An 18837-nucleotide genomic window follows, 5' to 3' on the forward strand; every position below is an offset into this window, starting at 1 on the left:
CTTTCTTTTTATTTTTTGGGCGGTAAATCAGGATGACCGTCAATATATTGCTAATGTTAGCAAAAAGTTACTATGAAAAGCGAAGTCAATAAAAAACAGGCCTAAAGGCCTGTTTTGTTGGAGTTTCCGCTAGAAGGTCACGCCTTCCTCAGATGTCAGATCCTCGGGGAGCTTCATTCCGAGGTTGAGCAAGCGGTATTCGCTTTTGATCCCAGCATCCTCTTTATGCGGAACCTCAGAGGTCGAAGCTGAGTTGGTTGCCTTGGCCGCGACACTGATGGTGGAGATGACTTCCTTGGCATGCTCCAGCTCTACGTTCACCGGCGGTTTTGGTGGTTCAACGACAGGAGGGGTAGGCGGTTCGATTACAACTGGGGGTTCAATTACAACAGGTGGCTCAATCGGATCGACGATCACCGGTGGTTTAACCATCTGCGTGATTTCGAAAACACCAGGAACTACCAAAAGCACGTAGTTCGCGCCTGCTGTCAGGTCACCTTGGTTGATTGCGTATAGCCCCGCGTCCTCGCCGGCGTCTCTGGCCAGAGTCCCATCAATCGAGTCGCCAGCGTAGACAGTCCCGCTCTGCAGGTTCCAATGAAACTGCCCATCAGCAGATCCTTCGACCTTAGAGGCGTTGTCGGCTTTAATTACCAGGTTCGCTTTGGCTATATCGGCTTGCGCTGTGGCGGTTGTATTGAAGCTGTAGTTATCGACGTCAGCGCCACTGAGCGTGATTCCGCCAACGGTAACCGTTTTCCCGGTGCCAGCGTTCTTGTCGGAGAACGTGCTGGTGCTGTAGCTGGCCAACAGGTCGTCGCCGGCAATACGGTCGTCACCGAGGGTCACCTGGGCGTTGTTCGTGCCATCGTAAGTCCTGTCCTGGGCAGTGGCGAACACGTTGAGTAGAGCCTTGGTGATCGTCGCGGTAGTGGTTGCCAGGCCATTCCAGCTGTAGTTCTGGGCATCAGCGCCAGTCACAGTGATTCCATTCACGTTGACGACTTTACCCGCGCCGGCGTTCTTATCGCTGAACGATGCGGAGCTTGAGAGGGTGAGGTCATCTCCGGCTATGCGGTCATCCGTGAGCAACACACCAGCAGAAGTCGAGCCGTCATACGTTTTGTCCTGGCCGGAGGCAGACACGTTGAGCACAGCTTTGGAGATGTCTGCGGTCGTTGAAACCGACTCATTCCAATCGTAGTTCTGCGCATCGCCCCCGGTGACGGTGATTCCGTTCACGGTGATCGTCTTGCCGGTACCGGCATTTTTGTCAGAGAAGGTTGAGGTGCCAGACGAAATCGTAAGGTCATCCGAACCGAAGCGATCATCTCCCAGAGAGACAGTAGCGCCCTTCGTGCCGTTGTATACCTTGTTTTGCCCGATGGCCGAAACGTTGAGCTGTGCCTTGTCGATGTTGGCGGTTGTGGTCGCAGCCCCGTTCCAGCTGTAATTTTGCGCATCTGCGCCAGAGACCGTGATGCCACCCACGTTGATGGTCTTTCCGGTTCCTGCGTTTTTGTCAGCAAAAGTCGACGAGCCCGATGCAATGGTCAGGCTGTCGCCGCCGATGCGGTTGTCGGAGAGGGTTACTCCTGCTGCGGTTGTGCCGTCGTACGACTTGTCGTTTCCGCTGGCGCTGACGGTCAGGTTGGCTTTGTTGATGGTTGCATTGGTCTGGATGACCTCGCTCGGGTCGTAAAGCTCGTAGTTGGAAGCATCAGCTCCGCCGAGAGTGACTCCATTGACGGTGATGGTCTTGCCAGCGCCAGCGTTTTTGTCGCTATAGGTCGCGGCACCGGAAAGGAATAGATCGTCGCCGGATACCACACCAGTATTGGACAGATCTGCAGCAACGCCATCGGCGGTTAGGTTTACCGTGGCGGAGGTGCTGCCATCATAAATCTTGTCGCTACCAGTCGCTGCGACCGCGATTTTCCTGGTTGAGATATCCGCTGTTGCGGAGGACGTTTCTTCCCAGGTGTAGTTGACCGCATCCGCACCGCTAACGGTGATTCCATTTACGTTGACAGTCTTCCCGCTACCCGCATTTTTGTCTGCAAATGCTCCTGAACCGCTAATCGTGAGGCTATCGCTTCCTTTGCGGTCATCGCCAAATGAGACCGTAGTGTTGGTATTCCCGTCGTAAACCTTTCCTGCGGCGTAGGCGTCGATGTTCAAGTGTGCTTTTTCAACCACCAGAGTGGCTTGCGACGTGTTCAAAATGTCAAAGCCGAACTGCGACGAATACAGTCCATCAAGTACGTACGTACCCGCGTTGCGGATTGCATTTCCGTCGCTCGTCAATGACGTGAATAAGTCGCCGTTCGACTTGAAAAAACCAGAGGAACCACTGGTGCCAAACGAGTAATTCAGCCACAAGTCGCTCGAGGTCAGGTTATGCCCTTGGTACGTGATCGTGGCGTCCTGAACGTAACCCGTCGCGGACTCCATGAAGGCCCGCAGTAGGGGTGCGGTACGTCCTTCGTAGATCCGCCAGGTCTTGTTACTTCCGCCATCCAGGGCGATGTCCCAATTGCTGTAAATCGATGGATCAGTCAGATCAGCATGACCCACACCAGCTGCCGAGGTAGAGAGTCCTGATTTCGTGGTATCCCAGAATGACTCACTCACGGTTAAGCCTGAACCGGTACCAATGAGGCCACCTTTACTCCCACTGCCAGTTACCAATCCAGTGGAGTAGCTGTACAGCATCGCTATCTGGGTCGCGTTACCAAGAAGGCCGCCCACGTTGTTGTTGCCAGTCACACTACCCGATGCGTAGATGTTACTGAGGTTTGCCTGATCGATCCTGCCAACAAGGCCACCAACATCATTTTGTCCGGTGACCTTGGAGGTTGAGAATGAGTTCTGGATAGCGGCGAATTCAAACGCGCCCGCCAAACCACCTACACCGTCGCCTGTGCCATTAACCTGGCCCGAGCTGTAGGTTGTGTTGAAGTTACTTGCGTAAGCGTGACCAGCAATACCACCGACCTTCGCGTTACCGAATACGTTGCCAATGGCGTAGGCGTTGGTCAGAGAGCCCTGATTCAAGTCACCAATCAGCCCACCCACGTTGTCATGGCCGAAGACATTGCCAGTAGAAAACAGGTAATTCAGGTTCTGGAAGCTCACTTTACCCAATACACCGCCAACGGTGTCAGCCCCATTCACGGTTGCCGATGAGTTTGCGCGTTTGACATTGCCCTGGGTGAGGGCGCCTGCGACACCCCCAATATTGTTGATACCAGTCACCGACCCGCTACTGCGGACATTGTCGAACGTGGTGTTGCTGGTCACTCCGGACAAGAGGCCAACATTGTTTCTACCGGTTACTGAGCCGTTGACCCCGATGTTGGAAATTCTGGAAATCTGACTGTTGCCGATCAGCCCCACGTTGTCTTCGTTTGGCCGGTTTATGTAGAGATTGTTTACCGAGTGATTCAGACCATTCAAGGTTCCGAAGAAGGATCCCGACTGAGCTGCAGGCTTGTAGCCTAGCCCACCGTTCCAGCCTAATGTTGCGGAGGCGTCAATATCGCCGGCAAGCGCGAAACGGCCCCAGACGTTTGCAGGGTTGTCCAGCTTCAACAGATCATCGACCGTCCTAAGGACGATGAAATTCACACCGTTTTCAGCATAGGACGTGTTTGCGCCGTTTAGGTTGATGCTGCTGTAATCACCAAAGTTGATGCCCGCTGTTGTATCGGCACCGTGGTTCCCGTAATTCAGAGCGACACCGCTGTTGGCCCCGTTGGCATTGATGCTGTATTTAACGTTGATATCGCCGTGGGCGGTAAGGGTCAGCGTCGTATCAGCGTCCCAGGTGATTTCACCATTGACGTTGATGTTTCCCCGCTCAGATCCGCTGCTCGAGGTCTGAAGCTCTACGTTGGTACTGGACAGGTTTGAGATCAGAGTATCGGTACCAATACCTGAAACAGTGCCAGGAGCTGCACCCGATGAAATGGTGAAGTCAGTTGGGTCAACGAGCCATTTACCAGTCTTTCCACCGGCAGCTTTGGTCGTGATCTTAGCACCATCGGCCACCTTTACTGTTTTCCCGGAAGTCTCGATGAAACCACCGTCGCCTGTGGATGGGGCGCTCGCGTCCAGGGTGCCGGCAACCAGGACGGTGCCATTATCCATACCGCCATCGAGGAAGATCTTCCCGTTTCTGGTACCAATGCTTTGAGCCTGGATCACACCTTCGTTGTTGACGACAGTCTGAGTGAGCGCGTTCGAGGCCCTTGCGGTCATCAGAACATTTCCGCCATCGGCTTTGATCAGACCTTTGTTTTCTGCGAGAGCGTCGACCGCACTCTGGTCAACCTGCAGATTGATGAGCCCGTCACCAGCGAAATCCAGCGAAATGGAGCTGCCAGCCGCCAGGGCGGCAGTTCCTAGCTTGGCCTGGATCACTCCGTTGTTCTTGACTGATTTGCCAAGGAGCGCAATGTAGCCGCCTTCGGCAGAGTGCAACGATCCCTCGTTCAAGACCTGCCCATTGCTGGCGCCAGCCTTAAACTTGAAGTTACCGTTTTTGAAGTCTTCGTCACTGATGTTCAGAGTGGAGGCGACAAGGCCACCAACATTGACTTCGGAGCCCTTACCGAAGATGACGCCATTTGGGTTGATCAGGAAAACTTGGCCATTGGCGTCGATCTTTCCGAGGATCGCGCTTCCGTCGCTGCCGATCACACGGTTCAAGGCGATGGAGTTCTTACCTGGCTGGTCGAAGATTACGTGGCCATCGGGCCCGACATTGAAGCTCTGCCAGTTTATCCCGAGCTTGTCGGTCATCTGCTTGATGACCAGCTGGTTTCCACCGTTGGTCACGATAGAGCCATTGCCGACCGTAATCGAGCCACCCTGTGGGAGCGTTGCTGCCATAGCGCCGGCAGGGGCCAGGAGCAACAGCGCGATCATGGCCTTGAGTGTTTTAGAGCCAGACTTGGAGCGAGAGGTTGTACCTTCGGCAACAACGACCCAGGCATTACGGGCCGTGCACCAAATGACGTTATGGATTTTGTTCACAATGAGAGCCTGTTTTTATTATTTTGCGCCGGCTAGATGAGCGAGCGGTCTGGCAATATGTTGAATATATTATCTTGAATGCAACCGGCGAGTACAAAGAAAAACAGGCCCGAGGGCCTGTTTCTTGGGAAGAAAGGCTTTCTGGTTAGAACGCCTTGATCAGTTGAACCCAGAACTGATGGCTGTCCTGTTCCGATTCGCTGGCGCCAGCAGCTTTCCAGGCGCCGACCATGCTGATTTTCCAGTCACTACCGAAGATGTCGACACCCACACCAGTACCGGAACGGGTCGCCTTGTTGTTGGCGCTATCCCAAGGATCTTGGCTGTAGCGAACCTGGCCAAAGTCGTAGAAGGTGTTCAAGACCACCATATCGGTCAACGAGTAGCGCAGATCGAGGTTGGCCAGCCAGCCGGTATCACCGCTCGAGTCACCCTGTTTGAAGGCCCGCACCGCCTGGGCGCCACCGATATCAAACTTCTCGGCAGAGTCGAGGTTGTTATCGGAGGTCTGGCCGCTCAGCCTGGCCGTCAGGTTGAGTTTGTCGGTGATGCGCTGGGTGCGCGAGAACATCGCGTCAATTTTTGTGTAATGTCCGTCGCTGCGTGCCGACAGATCATCGATGAATTTGACGTCATCCGACTGTATGTTCAGGACACCGGCGTGGTAGTTCACGGCGAAGCTATTGAGGCCACCGCCCATGAAGTCGTCATACGCACTGCCGTTCAGGCCGAACGTCCAGCTATTGATGGTTTTCTGAGATTTGCTGTCAAACAGATCCACATCGTCCTTCAGCACTGTGTTGTCGTACTGCAGGCTGGCGCTGATGTTGCTCTGACGGGTACGCAGGATCGGGTACAGGGCATAGGCACTGGTGATCCTGGAGTTGCCCTTGGCGTCGAATTCCGAGAATTCCTTGCCCAGTCGGTAGTTCATCTCCGAATACGAGGCACCCATCTGCAATCCGGAGCCGCCAACCGGTGCCTGGTAAGCAATACGACTGTACTTCTGCTCATCCTCAGACGTCATCACCCTGGTCGTCAGCTGATCACCGATGCCCAGCGGGTTGTTGACGTTAAGAGTAAGCCCAACGCGGTTGGTACCGGTGTACTTGTTGCCGTAGTTGTCGGCGTCGATGTAACCGGAGACCAGGCCACTGGATTTCGTTTCGACGTCCAGCGCCGTAGTACCTACACGGGCGCCAGGCTTAAGCGTGGACTTGACCTCAACTGCCGGAAGGTCGGAGATCAGGAGCATCTGGCGCTCCAGGGCACTGCGCTCTACGACGTCATCGGTGTGCACATTGGACAGGTAACGCTGAATGGTCGCGTCGGATGCACGGGAGCTGTTGTTAACGCCGATTTGATCGTAACGACCTTCGAGTACCTGGATCTTTACCTTGCCCTCGGCGATTTCTTGGCGGGGCAGGTAGGCTTTAGCCAAAAAGTAGCCTTGTTGGTGGTAGTACTCAGAGATGCTGTCCGCGACGGCCTGGATTTCCCCAAGGGTCAATTCCTTGCCCTGGGATGACGCAGCGATCTGATTCAACGCATCCACAGGGAGAACGGAGCTGCCCTCGATGATGAACTGATTAACCAGGATAGCGGCTCCGCCCGGCTTTACGGCGACCTTGCCCTCAGCACCAGGGGACTGAAGCTGAACGTTAAAGTCAGAGGGACGGTAGCGGTTCTCAGGCTCAAGCGTACGGATGGCTTGGCCGGCATCAGGGACGTTCAAAGCATAGGCCGACGCCGCCTGCATGAGAATTGCGGCAGTGATGATGTTCCGGGTAAAGCGCATGAATGGGGCCTGCAGCGGCCTATAGAAAGGCCTGGTCTAAGAATTTGGCAATAATCATAAATTGTTTTGTCCCTAAGGAACATACTCGATGGCCCGATGTTAAGATTCCGTCCCGTGTGGCTCGCCCCTTACGCCAAAGGCGGGCTATGCTTCTGAACTGACCGTACAAGCCACGAAAGGATTTAAGCCGTGCCCACATCTCAAAACGACCATCTCGCTTTAGACCATATACCCACGCTGCCTGCCAGGGAGAGTGTTGTGGGCGAGGGTGTCTTTCTTTCGGCATGGCAACAGTTGATGGCTGACTCTGCCCAGGGTTATGGGGAAGGGCCGCATGCGTGCTTGCTGCATTCCATCCTGGCCCACCTCCCGGATCCGGTAGAGCAGCGCCATGCAACCGTAGCGGCAACGTTTGTGAAGTGGTTGGGTACAAACGGCGGGAGAGACCTGCTTGATCGTGCAGATCGGTTAAAGGGCAGGGGATTGACCCCGGTGCAGGCGTACTGCGCTGCCTGGGCGACCTTAAACCGGCGCGACCCGTGCATAAGTCATGGCATCCGCACCATTGAAGGCATTCTTGGGCCCATCGAGCTGGTAACCGAAGTTGACAACTATCGGCAGATTTCCAAATGGCTTCCAAAGCTAAGCGTTGCCGACTACGAGACGGTGGAGGGGGTTGTTGAATGGCTGCCATCACGTGAAGGCACGGAATTTTTAGAGAAGTGCCAGAACCAAATTCAAAAGCTGCATAGAGCACAGCGCCAGGCTGAGCTAGATGCGTTCAAGAAAAGAAGCTCCCAGTAAGGAACCGTAATGCGCGTTGAAACCATTAGCTACCTCAAAAAAAATGCTGCCAACTTGGATCTGGCTGAACCCATCGTCGTTACCCAAAATGGGCAGCCTGTCTACGTAGTCGAGTCGTACGCAGCCTATAAGCAAAGGCAAGAATCCATTGCATTAGTGAAACTTCTGGCAATTTCGAGCCGTGACGTCCAGCAAGGGCTGCTTTTTACCAGCGAAACCCTCAAGAAACGTTTGGCCAGACGCTTCGATCAGAATGCCCAGGGGAAAGAAGCGCAGATGTAATAGTCCCTCGAAGCTACCTTAGTGACCTCATCCAGCGAAATGGATGAGGTCATTTTTTTGTGCGCATGATGGCTTTTCAATTGTAGAATCGCGAGATCATAAGGAGATCGTCATGCGCTACGTAATGCTTCGGGACAAAAAAATCGTTGAAACAGACGACATGTATGAGTGGATGAAGGCAAACGAATTTCCCAACAAGCGTGTGGCCCGGACAGCTCTGCCTTCTGGAACCGAAATCAGCACAGACTTCTTCAAATGCTTGATCGGCAAGCTTGATGATCTCAAGGGTGGTTTTGAGTCGATGGTCTTCGGTGGGCCTCTTGATGGTCTACGGACTCGGTTCGACACCTGGGAAGAGGCCGAGGCTGGACATACTCTGTTCTGTACTGAAATCCAAAGGCTCGAAGCTGAGCTGAAGCAAAAAGCCGAAGAGGGCGCGAAGTGATTTATTACGTACTTGAAGATGGGAAAGTAGTTGAAACCGAGGATCCATACGTCCTGGAGCAAGCCCTGAGCACCGGAACCAACTCAGTTGGGAATACCCAGATCAATGACGAGTACAGGGTTTCTACCATGCTGATGGGACGTGATCTGAACCTGTACAGCATCATGTTTCCCGATCAGGATGCACCGAAACACTTGTTCGAGACCTGTGTACTTGGCGGGCCCAAGGGCGTTGAGGTCTCCCGTTATTCGACCCTTGAGGAAGCTCAGGCAGGACACGAAGAGGTCTGCGAGCAAATACGCCAGCGGATCGCTCAACAGCAGTAGGTCGATGAAGCTTCGCCCAGGTAGCGTGGCTTCTGGGCGGAGGATGTTGGTATCCTTGAGGTAGTCATCATGGGAGCAGGGCGGTAAGGCTGCATGAGCTCCCGATATCGTAGGATCACCATGAAAGATCAAAAGTTGAGCTGGATCGACCTCGAATCCACAGGGTTTACCGACCTCAATACGAGGGGTATCTACAAGCACAAGCTGCTTGAGATTGCCGTACTGATCACGACCAAAGACCTCAAGTACGTCGACGAGCTCAATCTGGTCATCGGCCATGACAAGAGAGAGGCTCAGTACTGGGCCGACGATTACGTGCTCAAGATGCACACTGAAAACGGGCTGTGGGATGAATGTGCTGCATCGTCCTTGACCTATGAGCAGGCCGAGGATGCCATCCTGGCGTTCTTCAAGAAGCATGATATCGGGGTGAGGCACAGCGCCCTTTGGGGGAACAGCGTCTACCTTGATCGGGCCTACATTGAAACCAAAATGCCAAGGCTCAGCGATCATCTGCACTACCAGAACGGCGACATCTCAGCCGTGAAGAATTTCATCAAACTAATTTCTCCAGAGTTTGAGCCGGTTAAAGCAAAGACCCATCGCGCTATGGATGACATCAAAGAGTCCGTTGCCGAGGCCCAGGTCTACATGGATCTGTTCAGGCCACAGCTGGAAAAGCTCCTCCAGATCAGGAAAGCCAAGGAACGTGCTATCCGCGAACGCGACGACGGCCCTGGTTTTGCCCCATAAATAGATCGTTGTCTACTCCAGGCGATCCGGTTTACCCAATTCCTGCGCAAGGGTAATCAGGGTGGTGGGGGTGTCAATTCATGGCATTTATTCGTAGGCCTTGCAGGGCCCGAATGGTAGAATTCCGCGTCATTTACCAGGGGACGAACCATGATCCAAGCCGCAATGCGCAATGAGCTGTCTGCCTATTTGGAGAAGAACCCGGCCACCGAGAATTCGGTGGTTCTTAAAGACCTGATTTCCCTCGGCGAGGATATCTTCGCACGCGGCGCCTCGCGGGCGCACGTCACTGCCTCGGCATGGATCATCAATGAGGAAGGCACTCACGCGCTGCTAATCGAGCACGCCAAGTACGACAAGTTCTGTCCTCCTGGTGGGCACGTCGACCAAGATGAAACAGCCCTGCAAGCATGTTTGAGAGAGGTTGGCGAGGAGGTGGGGTTGTACCTGCTCAAGCTCCTTTTCGCCGGGATCTTCGACATCGACATTCATCGTATTCCGGCCAGCGAAAAGAAGAACGAGCCAGAGCATTGGCACATCGATGTGCGCTACGCCTTCCGAGCAAGCAAAGACGAGGCTGTAAAGCTGAATCTCGATGAGTGCTTGTCGCATAAATGGCAGCCTATCGTTGAGCTGGCCAAGCTGGAAGACCAGTCGGTCTCCCGTCTGGCATTGAAGACGATACGCCAAATTGCTCCAAGCACATTGTCAGGCCTTGGGTATTCGCCATCTCAGATGGAGACGATTCGCCAGGCCATGGATAAGCCACAAGGGTTGATCGTTGTTGCAGGAACGTCATCTTCCGATCCGTCGAGTACGATTGCCGCATTGTGTGCTGAGGCCGTACAGAAATACAGGGTGGCTAACCCGCCTGAAAACGTCGGTGAAGTGGCAGAGCACTTTCTTGCCGGCTCCGCGATGCCTCCACGCGACCTATCTGAAAAGTTTCGGGAAGTAGTGCGGCTCGCCATGCGCTCCGACCCACAGTTCGTTATGACTGGGGAGGTCAGGGATCAGGAAAGCACAGAGCTCGCGACTTCTCTCGTGAGTTCTGGCCATTTGGTCGCAACGAGTACGCATGCCGCTAGCGCCATCAAAGCTGCTACCAGGCTCCGTTTCTTGGGTGTCAGTCCTGACGACCTGGCCAATCGTGACTTCCTGTCTGCTCTGGTTTTCCAGGTCAAACTTCCGCAGCTTTGCCCGCATTGCGCAATAGGGTTGGATGAGTTCAAGGAAGAGGCCGTAGACGGACATAGCGTGCAGTTGATCGACCGTATCCAGCGCCGTGTCGAACCTCATCTGATCGACAGCCTGCGGTTTCGCAATGAGAAAGCTTGCGCGAGCTGCGTCCGTGGCACTGTGGGTTTTACCCTGGCAGCTGAGGTCATCTCGCCTGACGACGTCATGCGCCAATGCTTTCTCGAAGGCAAGGATGACGAAGCGCTTGAGCACTACCGTGCACAGGGTGGCCAGGTAGCCATCGAACATGCGGTAGATAAAGCCCTTAAAGGTGTGGTTGATTTGCGGGATGTGGAGTTCCTGATGGGCCCGTTCTGCACCCAGCCGGCTTCGGCACAAGACTGATCTAAGGCCATGAGTGAAGAGGGCGCCAGCAAAAGCGCTAGCGCCCGTCAGTCGCAGCCGGTGGTATTGGCCTTGCACGCGTAGCTTTTGACATGCCAAGTCTGGTAGCCAACCCTGGCACCTCTAGTCTGGCAAAGAACCAGCGGTTGAGGTCAAAAAGAGCTTTCCTATCGCGTCTTGGGCCCAGGCGAGTACTGATTAAGAGAGGCGCAAACACCTGTGACGAACAAAGAAGCCCGCAGTCAAATGCGGGCTTTCTCTAATAGACGTGAGAATTCACCGAAAATGGCGGAGTTTCAACGTGGCTTTTCGGAATCACGCGTAGAGGTCAGGATGTAAATTATGTCGAAGCCAAGAATGGTTAAAGCGAGGCTGAGATAGCTTGCAGGAATTGGCAGCTTTCCTGACTCATATTTCGTTTGAGTTTCAGGAGCAATCGACAACGAATTTGCAATCGAAGCTTTTGATAGCTTCAGGCGCAAGCGTTCTTCTTGTAGCCTAGATCCAATAGCGTGTGGTAGCGCATTTAAGGAAACTAAGGTCTGACTTGATGACGAACCTTCATTAGGTAAGCTCGCTACGGTTGGCAAGGTTTTACCGTCTTGGTTATCCTTCGCCGGTATTTTATGTACAAGATTTTGTAGTTGTGATTTATATGTGATCAGTTTGTCGCTATCAATTGTTATTATTTCGAAAAAATTATAGGGAAGCTCCAACCACAGGGCCAGCCTTCTTCCCGTGCCTACGGAGAACGGTTCGGATAAATTGATGTAGTTATGCAACCTAGACGATGTGAAGCCAAACGTCTCCTCTAGCTGTTGAATCTCAATTCCTGACAGCAGTTCCTTGAGAACTAAGGTTCTAGACTCTTCTTGGATTTTTGCTTCATGCTTTGTCGGCTTTGCCTTGTAATGCTTACTGTTAAAAGGGTTTTTACTACCAGGTTCAACTTCCTCAAAGTAGTTGAACGGAACGTTTAGCTTTTGAGCTAATTTCCTTCCAACTCCTTTTGTAATTGGTACTTCGCCATTGATATACCTGGAAACCCCAATAGAACTCAAACCAAACTCATCCGAGAGAACAGGCGCGCTTATTCCGCCAATCAGCTCTTTAAAGACTACGGCTCTTGATCTATCGGTTGCTTTATATGATTTCAGCAAAGTCGACCTATGTGCATCAAAAAAAGAATTATACCTTTTTTGGTAATGCATTCAAATTTCGGTAGAAACCCGTCCTTCAGGGCTTTTTTGTCGGCTGAAGGCCTCGATGTAGCCGCAGGCACTGTACGTCCTGACAGTGGTATTATCAGCCACCAGCGTGGACATTCCGCGCACATTCATGGAAGGGGACAGCGTAGTGGCCGCATTCGACAGAGAATCCATGTATCACATGCTCGCAAAGCGTGATTGGGAGGGTTTGTCGAACACCCTCGTTACGCATGCCAAGGAGCTCAAGAACGATCCTGTTACTCAGCAGGCCATCCAGTTTTTTGAAAGCGACTTTTTTGCTGACAGCGCTGGGTACGCAAGCAAGGTGCGGTACCAGAAATTTGAAACCATCGCGCTTATGATCGAGCTCGGCAAGCATGGCTTTTCCAGAGGCTTCCTGGATCGCTTCGTCGACGAAAAGCTTAAGGTCATGCAGGAACTGAACATGAGCTCGCTGCTGAGCTTCGCGATTTCCAACCAACATCGGCCCTTGGCTCAACAGATCATCAAGGATAAGCAGTCCTCTCAACCTGAGCAGATCGCCAATGCCCGGCGCGGTGATGTCAGCGTTAAAGCCTCCCAGGTGCATGCGTCCGCACCGAAGATCGTGAAGCTCTTCAAGTCCCAGCAGGAAGAGAACTTTTTCGAGGCCGTACGCCGCGTGTTTCCTACCTACAACCCGTATCCAAACGTGGCCCTCAGCAGCGTGCTGGACATCGATGCATTCAAAGACGACCTGACGCCCAGGGAGCGCGACTACTTCTTCCGGGCGGTCGTCGACAGCGTGGTTTTTGATGCCCGAGACAGCTACACCCCGAAGTTCTTTTTTGAGCTCGATAGCGTGTACCACGACAGCACTCGCGCCAAAGAGAATGACGCCATGAAGGACTCGATTTTCAAGGCCGCGAACGTCAAGCTCATAAGGATCAGGGGGTTCGGGCAGAAAGCAGTAACCATCCAGGAGTTCGAGCGGTTGGTGCTGGATGTAATGGCTTCAAGTGGCAGCTAGGTAATTACGATCAACAAGATGATTACCCCGCCTCAATAACTATTATTATCGAGGCGGAAGTAGGGTTTATCGGCTAATTTTAAACGCGTACAGATTAATGACCCAATCCATTAACTAGGTGAGTGCCGACCATCATAAGGAGATCTTTGTTTCGTAAGAGCTCTTTAGGCTCCAGCAAACTAAACCCGAAAATCGGGCTGTTATCGGCATTACAGAAATCATAAAAAGCAGACTCGAGTTTTTTGACCGCAGTCTTTTTCATTTCTAGAATTGCCTTTGGTTCCTGATTCCTGTAATAAAATTGAGATGGGCGCAAATCCACAGCCAGGTAAACTGGCTGGGTACTGAAGTATTCAGACATTGTTTTGATTGCAAATGACAGGGCTTCGAAGCCCAATCCTTTCAGCTCTTTTTGATTCGTTCTCTGCATATGCTGGAGCACAACCAATGGGCCATACTCAAAAATCTCTGACAGTTCGTATGAGTTAATTTCTCTGACGCTGGCATCGTCCTTACCGCTTTCTTCTTTGCACAGGCTTACCAAAAGCTGCTTGGCAAGGTTAACATCCAAATCTGTTTGGAAATCAGCTGTAAAAATGAGGTCTCTGCCACTCAGAAAAGGATCCTCATCTGTATTATAGGTTGATCCGCAAATCAAAACCTTTACTTCTCCGGTATCTGATATACCTTGGCAGTACCAATTGTACGCATCGAGTATATCAACGCCCTCAGTATCGACCTGCGTCATTTGAAATTGGACTTCTACATCCATAATTTTCGTGGTCGCGGTGCACTGGCCTATTTTGCTGGACTCTTTAAGCTCGTAGCGAAGTTCAGAAAGTGAGTCGTTGGCCTCTGCCTGCATATACTCAAGCTGGGATTTGTATATGTCTGCAAGTTCATCAGGGCTTGCATCCTCCAAATCCTCGAAGTCAGAAGCGGATTTTTTGAATGCTTCCAGTGTGAACGCAGCAAGGTCACTGTTGATTCTGTTGATGCTGTCTTCCAATTCTTTTCGGTAAGAATCCTGGTTCTCAGCGACAGGCCAATTCATATCTCCAAGAGTAATTAGCCGATCTGCAGCCGGTGCGAGAAATACATTTATGGCTGGTTTAAGTAGTCTGGCTTCCAGCGATGCATTGAAATTCCACTGATTGATTTGTTTGAATAACTCACCTTCAAGACAGGCTTCTCTCATTTCATTCCTGGAGATTCCTGACTTCCTTAAAAACTCAGTGATTTCATCATAGACGCCCCTTTCGAACGCACCTTCGATTGCTTCCGCCGTTTTCCTTGCATGGATTTCCTGGAATCTGCTATCAAGATTTTCAAGTGCATTGCCGTTCCCAACTAGAAACAAATCGAGCAACGGCTCATTGATCATTTCTTGTTGCTTGTCGCTTAGTGGCATCAGAATCGTGGTTGCCAAGTCACGGAAGCTTTGGCAGTTGGAAGAGTGCATCCTCCTTTTTCTGTCTAGCTCGTAATGCCAGCATTTCAAGAACTCTGCTGAGATAGTGTTACCCACAGTTTCACTTAGCTCGAATTTGCGCGCACTTTCGTTAAAAAAACCAAGGTACGCTAAAGGCCATGACTTAAAAAAATCTTCGCAAATCGAATCTGCTAGAAGTCGTTCCTTTTTGAGTCTCTCTAGAATGGCAGCCTTTGCTTCGGTCTTTGACGTCTGGTCAGAGTCGGGATTTGATGCGCTTTTTTGTGCATCATGGAAATCGTCATACCCAAGGAATCTCGAAAGGAGCTCTTGAGCATTTGATAGCTTCAGCTTTCCATCTGGCCAATTCTTCGAAATGAACTTGGATAGGCTCGAGAACTTTCCATCAGTGAAATCGGAGGCGAATAAGGGTGTTTTCGGCATGACAGTCTCCTAAGGCGGTGTTCGCGGTGTCGGCTGCCCGCCAGTGCCTAAGGCATGACGTTGGGTAGATTTGGAGGTGTTTCCAGATTAACGCTCTCCACTAAAGCTTCGCGAACCGACCGCACGGGCGAGAATGACCGTTCGGGAAGGTTAACAGGATTGTGCCTAAACACGGAATCGAAAATTTTAAGTCGCACCACTATGAGCCTCAAGGAGCAACATCCACGCATGAGGCGGGCGTTAGGCTACGCAGCTCTGACTTGATGTTCTTACGGGCCGTATCTTCCCAGGCGGCAATGTTGGTTGGGTGTGAGTAAAGCTGAGGCATCGCCAGAAACGATTGCAGTAACTTGCTCCGCCCGGCCTGAAACAACACATCCGGCACCCATTGGTATTCTTGCCGCACAGCCCTCGTGTATTCGGCGTAGCCGGCTGGATGTAGCGCCAGCACGGATAGATCGATATCCACGACCAGGCCTGCATCATCTGCCTCAGAGGGGGAGGTATGCGCTGTGGCCATGATCAACCTTCTAACCTCGGCGATAAGATGGCCAAGTCCAACTGCCACCAGGTAGCGCTCGGCAAGGTCAGCGCTTTGGGCTTCGTTGTCGGTTGCCCTAGGGTCGTAGACGGCATCGTGCAGCCATAGCGAAAACTCAACGAGCTCAGGACGCCTTGCAAGGCCCTTCAGGGAGTCGAAGTGATTCAGAGCCGCAAGGATGTGGCTGACGTTGTGGTAGCGTCGGTGTGGCTCTGTGTAGAGGCTGACAAGCTCATCAAAGCTGCCTTGTGGAGCCTTTGCTCCCAAAGCGATCCAGAGCGAATCCCAGCGGTGCTCGTCCAAGTGGCCTGCCATCATTACCGTACCTCAATCCAAATGGCATTATTTGCCCTTAGTCTACTGTAACGCATGATCTCATAAGCGCGGGTAGTGTCTAGATACCCAAGACGTGTTAAGAACGGCTTAAACTGCGGTTAAGGAAACACCCCTTAAATTCAACCACAAGGAGCTTCTATGGCCCACCTAAGCCTGGAAGACATTTACCCAGCCGATGTCGCCGAGTACGGCCATATGCGTGTGGGGATGACCGACCGCTATGCGCGTGAGCACCGCTTCGTGGAAGGGATGACCTTCGGCGAGTTCCGTGCGCTCACGTCCGAGCTATTGCGTGATGAGGCAGTGCAAGTGGAGATCAGCGCCCAGCTCTCTGAGCTACCAGACGATTATGACCCATGGCTCTGGCAGATCGAGCGACGGCGTGCGGCACGACTCAGGCATGGTGACAACCTAGATGATGACTGAAGACTTATGCCGGAGGCCTAATGAGAAACAACTGCACCGTAAACATCCTTTACCTGCTTGATGTGCTGCAGAGCGAACACGGGGCTTATCCGCTCGGGAGACCGGCCTTCGTTACCTGGCTCGGCGCCGAGCTTGATAAAACTCCTGGTGATGCCGGTGTGCAGCGACTGATTGCCGAATACCCGGAGCACCTTAAGAGTCTTCTTGGCGTTACGGATACTCACAAAATGTAAAAGTAGGCGCTACGCGAAAAAACGACTCTCGTTGATTCACGGCTGAAACAACAATTTCTAACTCTGCTTTCGAGCGTGTTCGTGATTAGAGGATAGGGCCGAACGCACCGAATTTCGGGGCTCTTGCGGATTTACAGGCCTGAGCTAGCCTACGACAACATATGTCAGGCACTTAAACGAATACAGGTGAGGTCGCCATGGATATCAAGCGTCGGCAATTCATTCAAGCATCTACTGCTATTGTCGCGCTGGGTATGACTGATGGAGCCTTACTCCTAAGTGGGAACCAATCAGCAAATGCAGCGACAGCCTCAAAAAATGTTCGCAGAGACGTTACCGCGAACGTTGCTGGGTTGGATCAGGTAGCTGCTTATGAACGTGCTGTACGCTTGATGAAAGATCGCGAACCTAATGACCCACTGAGCTGGGAAAGCCAGGCGCAAATACATCAGAACCATTGCCCACATGGAAACTGGTGGTTCCTCCCATGGCATAGAGCTTATCTGTTTCACTTTGAGTCAATTTGCCAGAAGGTTCTGAGTGATCCGAGCTTCAGATTACCCTATTGGAATTGGACAAAAGATAGGTCGGTGCCAGCAGCATTCTGGGATGAGCGGACAAGCTTGTTTCAGCCCAATAGGGAAATAAGCCCAAACGATGAGGTGGAAGGTGATGTGACGGGGCGGACGCTCATCAACAGAATCATGAATAACAACGTTGATGTACTGCTGTATAGCGGTGCCACAAGAACTGATGACCAGCGCGAACCAGCGTCCCAGGGGGAGCTTGAATCAACCCCGCATAACGGAATCCATGTATTCGTGGGTGGTGAGATGGGTTCATTTCTTTCACCCAGGGATCCGATTTTTTGGCTTCACCATGCAAATGTCGACCGGCTCTGGCGGAGCTGGAGCGAACTCCACCAACACCGAAGCATCGGTGACAAACTGTGGAAGGATCACAAGCTAACCGAGTTTTTTGACGCTGATGGAAAGGTTGTAACGCATGTGACCTCCACTACGGAGGACTTCGCCAAGTTCAACGCTGAATACGATGTTCTGGAAACCGTAGTATCCACCAGTACCAAACGGCCAATGGAGCCTCTTTCATTCACCACGAAGGGCCTTGCTGGAAGGCAGCTAGTTGCGTTCAGCTCTGATGTGGGTGACCTGGGAATCGCAGGAAGCATGCAGCTGGCCATCGACACACCAATCAAGAATTCGATCTCCAAAGCCACAGCTCCTCTGCTTGCTGCGGAGGAAAAGCCAATTGACTCCGTGATCCTTATGAAAATTGAAGGCATCACTGTCAAGAACACAGAGACGAGACTGCGGGTGTTCATCAATTGCGATAAGCCGTCGCCGAACACTCCGATTGGCAGTCCATCCTTCGTCGCGACGATCAACTTTTTCGGGGTAGGGCACGGGGATCATGGCGGAGATGGGGTCAATTTCATATTCGATTGCACGTCCACCTTCGCGAAGCTGAAGAAAAGTGGTCTTTACAATGGCACCGGTGACATCAAGGTCTCTTTCGTGCCAATTGGGCGCAAGAATGCGAAGGAACCCTCGGTTCTCGATGATGTCAAACCTAAAAGGGTGACCTTCGTAGGCCTCTGACATGTCGCGCTCAACGCTTTACCGAACGTTTGCCGCTGCCCCATTCCTGATAGCGTTCAGCATCACTGGGGCATGCAGTGAGCCTACAGACTCGAAGGACACCTCTGTAGTCGTCCCGAAGGCAGGGGTGGAAACCCATGTGGCTGCCACTAAAGCGGAGATGGATTGCCTGGAGGATTGCACTCCCGTCCTAGTCATCGACGTTCAGCAGTTTCCTGACTCAGTGAATGGGCTGCAGATCGAGACAAGCCCCACCGGCAAAGCCGTCGAAGCAAAAATGATCCAGAAGCATTTCAAGACTCATGACGGCAGTGGGTCGTTTATGGTGCCGCTTGATAAGACAGACCTGGTCAAGGGCTATGACTTAAAGATCAAGCCGATTTACAAGACCAAGCAGCTTGATGATCAAGCGAACACGCTTGTGAACGAAATCAAGGTCGAAGCCATTCGGAACACCACCGCCCCGAAGTAGGCCCTTCGCGTCTCCCAGTAATACCCTCTCGAATCCCCCCGCAGATCTGCGACACGCATTCATAACAACCTGGATCGCGTAGGTG

Annotated in this window: 16 protein-coding genes; 11 read left to right on the forward strand and 5 right to left on the reverse strand. The window is 52.4% G+C overall.

All coding sequences use genetic code 11. The features are described 5' to 3' along the window. Positions 1-129 precede the first annotated feature (129 nt). Together DKB71_RS33285 and DKB71_RS33290 are read right to left on the reverse strand one after the other, a co-directional pair. A complete protein-coding gene (locus tag DKB71_RS33285) occupies positions 130-5040 on the reverse strand; it encodes a YDG domain-containing protein (RefSeq protein WP_408601954.1) in 4911 nt (1636 codons plus the stop codon). A gap of 145 nt (positions 5041-5185) precedes the next feature. Further along, positions 5186-6838, reverse strand: a complete 1653-nt coding sequence (locus DKB71_RS33290; protein ID WP_408601955.1) for a ShlB/FhaC/HecB family hemolysin secretion/activation protein — start codon at positions 6836-6838, stop codon at positions 5186-5188. Positions 6839-7027: 189 nt separating this feature from the next. Between DKB71_RS33290 and DKB71_RS33295 the strand changes: the two genes are divergently transcribed. From DKB71_RS33295 to DKB71_RS33320, 6 genes are all read left to right on the forward strand, one after another. Continuing rightward, a complete protein-coding gene (locus DKB71_RS33295) occupies positions 7028-7642 on the forward strand; it encodes a hypothetical protein (protein ID WP_408601956.1) in 615 nt (204 codons plus the stop codon). A gap of 9 nt (positions 7643-7651) precedes the next feature. Next, entirely contained in the window at positions 7652-7924 is a 273-nt protein-coding gene (locus DKB71_RS33300; RefSeq protein WP_408601957.1) for a type II toxin-antitoxin system Phd/YefM family antitoxin, read from the forward strand. A 112-nt stretch (positions 7925-8036) separates the two neighbouring features. Next, positions 8037-8369 carry a hypothetical protein gene (locus tag DKB71_RS33305; RefSeq protein WP_408601958.1) on the forward strand — a complete coding sequence of 111 codons (333 nt, stop codon included), beginning with the start codon at positions 8037-8039 and terminating at the stop codon, positions 8367-8369. Further along, on the forward strand, positions 8366-8695 hold the full coding sequence (locus DKB71_RS33310) for a hypothetical protein (RefSeq protein WP_408601959.1): 330 nt from the start codon (positions 8366-8368) through the stop codon (positions 8693-8695). The genes DKB71_RS33305 and DKB71_RS33310 overlap by 4 nt, the downstream gene beginning before the upstream one ends. Positions 8696-8815: 120 nt before the next feature. Beyond that, a complete protein-coding gene (gene orn, locus DKB71_RS33315) occupies positions 8816-9448 on the forward strand; it encodes an oligoribonuclease (RefSeq protein WP_408601960.1) in 633 nt (210 codons plus the stop codon). Positions 9449-9598: 150 nt separating this feature from the next. Then, positions 9599-11032, forward strand: a complete 1434-nt coding sequence (locus DKB71_RS33320; protein WP_408601961.1) for an ATPase, T2SS/T4P/T4SS family — start codon at positions 9599-9601, stop codon at positions 11030-11032. A 296-nt stretch (positions 11033-11328) separates the two neighbouring features. Here DKB71_RS33320 and DKB71_RS33325 read toward each other — a convergent pair whose 3' ends face one another. Beyond that, positions 11329-12243, reverse strand: coding sequence for a helix-turn-helix domain-containing protein (locus tag DKB71_RS33325; protein WP_408601962.1), 915 nt, complete (start codon positions 12241-12243; stop codon positions 11329-11331). Between the two features lie 145 nt (positions 12244-12388). On the opposite strand from DKB71_RS33325, the gene DKB71_RS33330 reads away from it, so the two are divergent. Further along, positions 12389-13249, forward strand: coding sequence for a DUF2726 domain-containing protein (locus tag DKB71_RS33330; RefSeq protein WP_408601963.1), 861 nt, complete (start codon positions 12389-12391; stop codon positions 13247-13249). Positions 13250-13343: 94 nt separating this feature from the next. On the opposite strand, the gene DKB71_RS33335 is transcribed toward DKB71_RS33330, so the two are convergent. Then, on the reverse strand, positions 13344-15125 hold the full coding sequence (locus DKB71_RS33335) for a hypothetical protein (protein ID WP_408601964.1): 1782 nt from the start codon (positions 15123-15125) through the stop codon (positions 13344-13346). Positions 15126-15333: 208 nt separating this feature from the next. Next, positions 15334-15969: a hypothetical protein gene (locus tag DKB71_RS33340; RefSeq protein ID WP_408601965.1), complete on the reverse strand. Its 636-nt coding sequence runs from the start codon at positions 15967-15969 to the stop codon at positions 15334-15336. A 171-nt stretch (positions 15970-16140) separates the two neighbouring features. Between DKB71_RS33340 and DKB71_RS33345 the strand changes: the two genes are divergently transcribed. The 4 genes from DKB71_RS33345 to DKB71_RS33360 all read left to right on the forward strand — a co-directional run bounded on the left by DKB71_RS33345 (position 16141) and on the right by DKB71_RS33360 (position 18752). Further along, the gene (locus DKB71_RS33345; protein ID WP_408601966.1) at positions 16141-16428 is read left to right on the forward strand and encodes a hypothetical protein; all 288 of its coding nucleotides are present in this window, start codon (positions 16141-16143) and stop codon (positions 16426-16428) included. Positions 16429-16448: 20 nt separating this feature from the next. After that, on the forward strand, positions 16449-16661 hold the full coding sequence (locus tag DKB71_RS33350) for a hypothetical protein (protein ID WP_408601967.1): 213 nt from the start codon (positions 16449-16451) through the stop codon (positions 16659-16661). 197 nt (positions 16662-16858) lie between these two features. After that, positions 16859-18280, forward strand: coding sequence for a tyrosinase family protein (locus tag DKB71_RS33355; protein WP_408601968.1), 1422 nt, complete (start codon positions 16859-16861; stop codon positions 18278-18280). 139 nt (positions 18281-18419) lie between these two features. Further along, positions 18420-18752 (forward strand): hypothetical protein, encoded by a 333-nt coding sequence (locus DKB71_RS33360; protein ID WP_408601969.1) that lies wholly within the window; start codon positions 18420-18422, stop codon positions 18750-18752. Positions 18753-18837 lie beyond the last annotated feature (85 nt).

This window comes from Pseudomonas sp. PLMAX, assembly GCF_046042685.1.
Taxonomy (GTDB): Bacteria; Pseudomonadota; Gammaproteobacteria; order Pseudomonadales; family Pseudomonadaceae; genus Aquipseudomonas; species Aquipseudomonas putida_AE.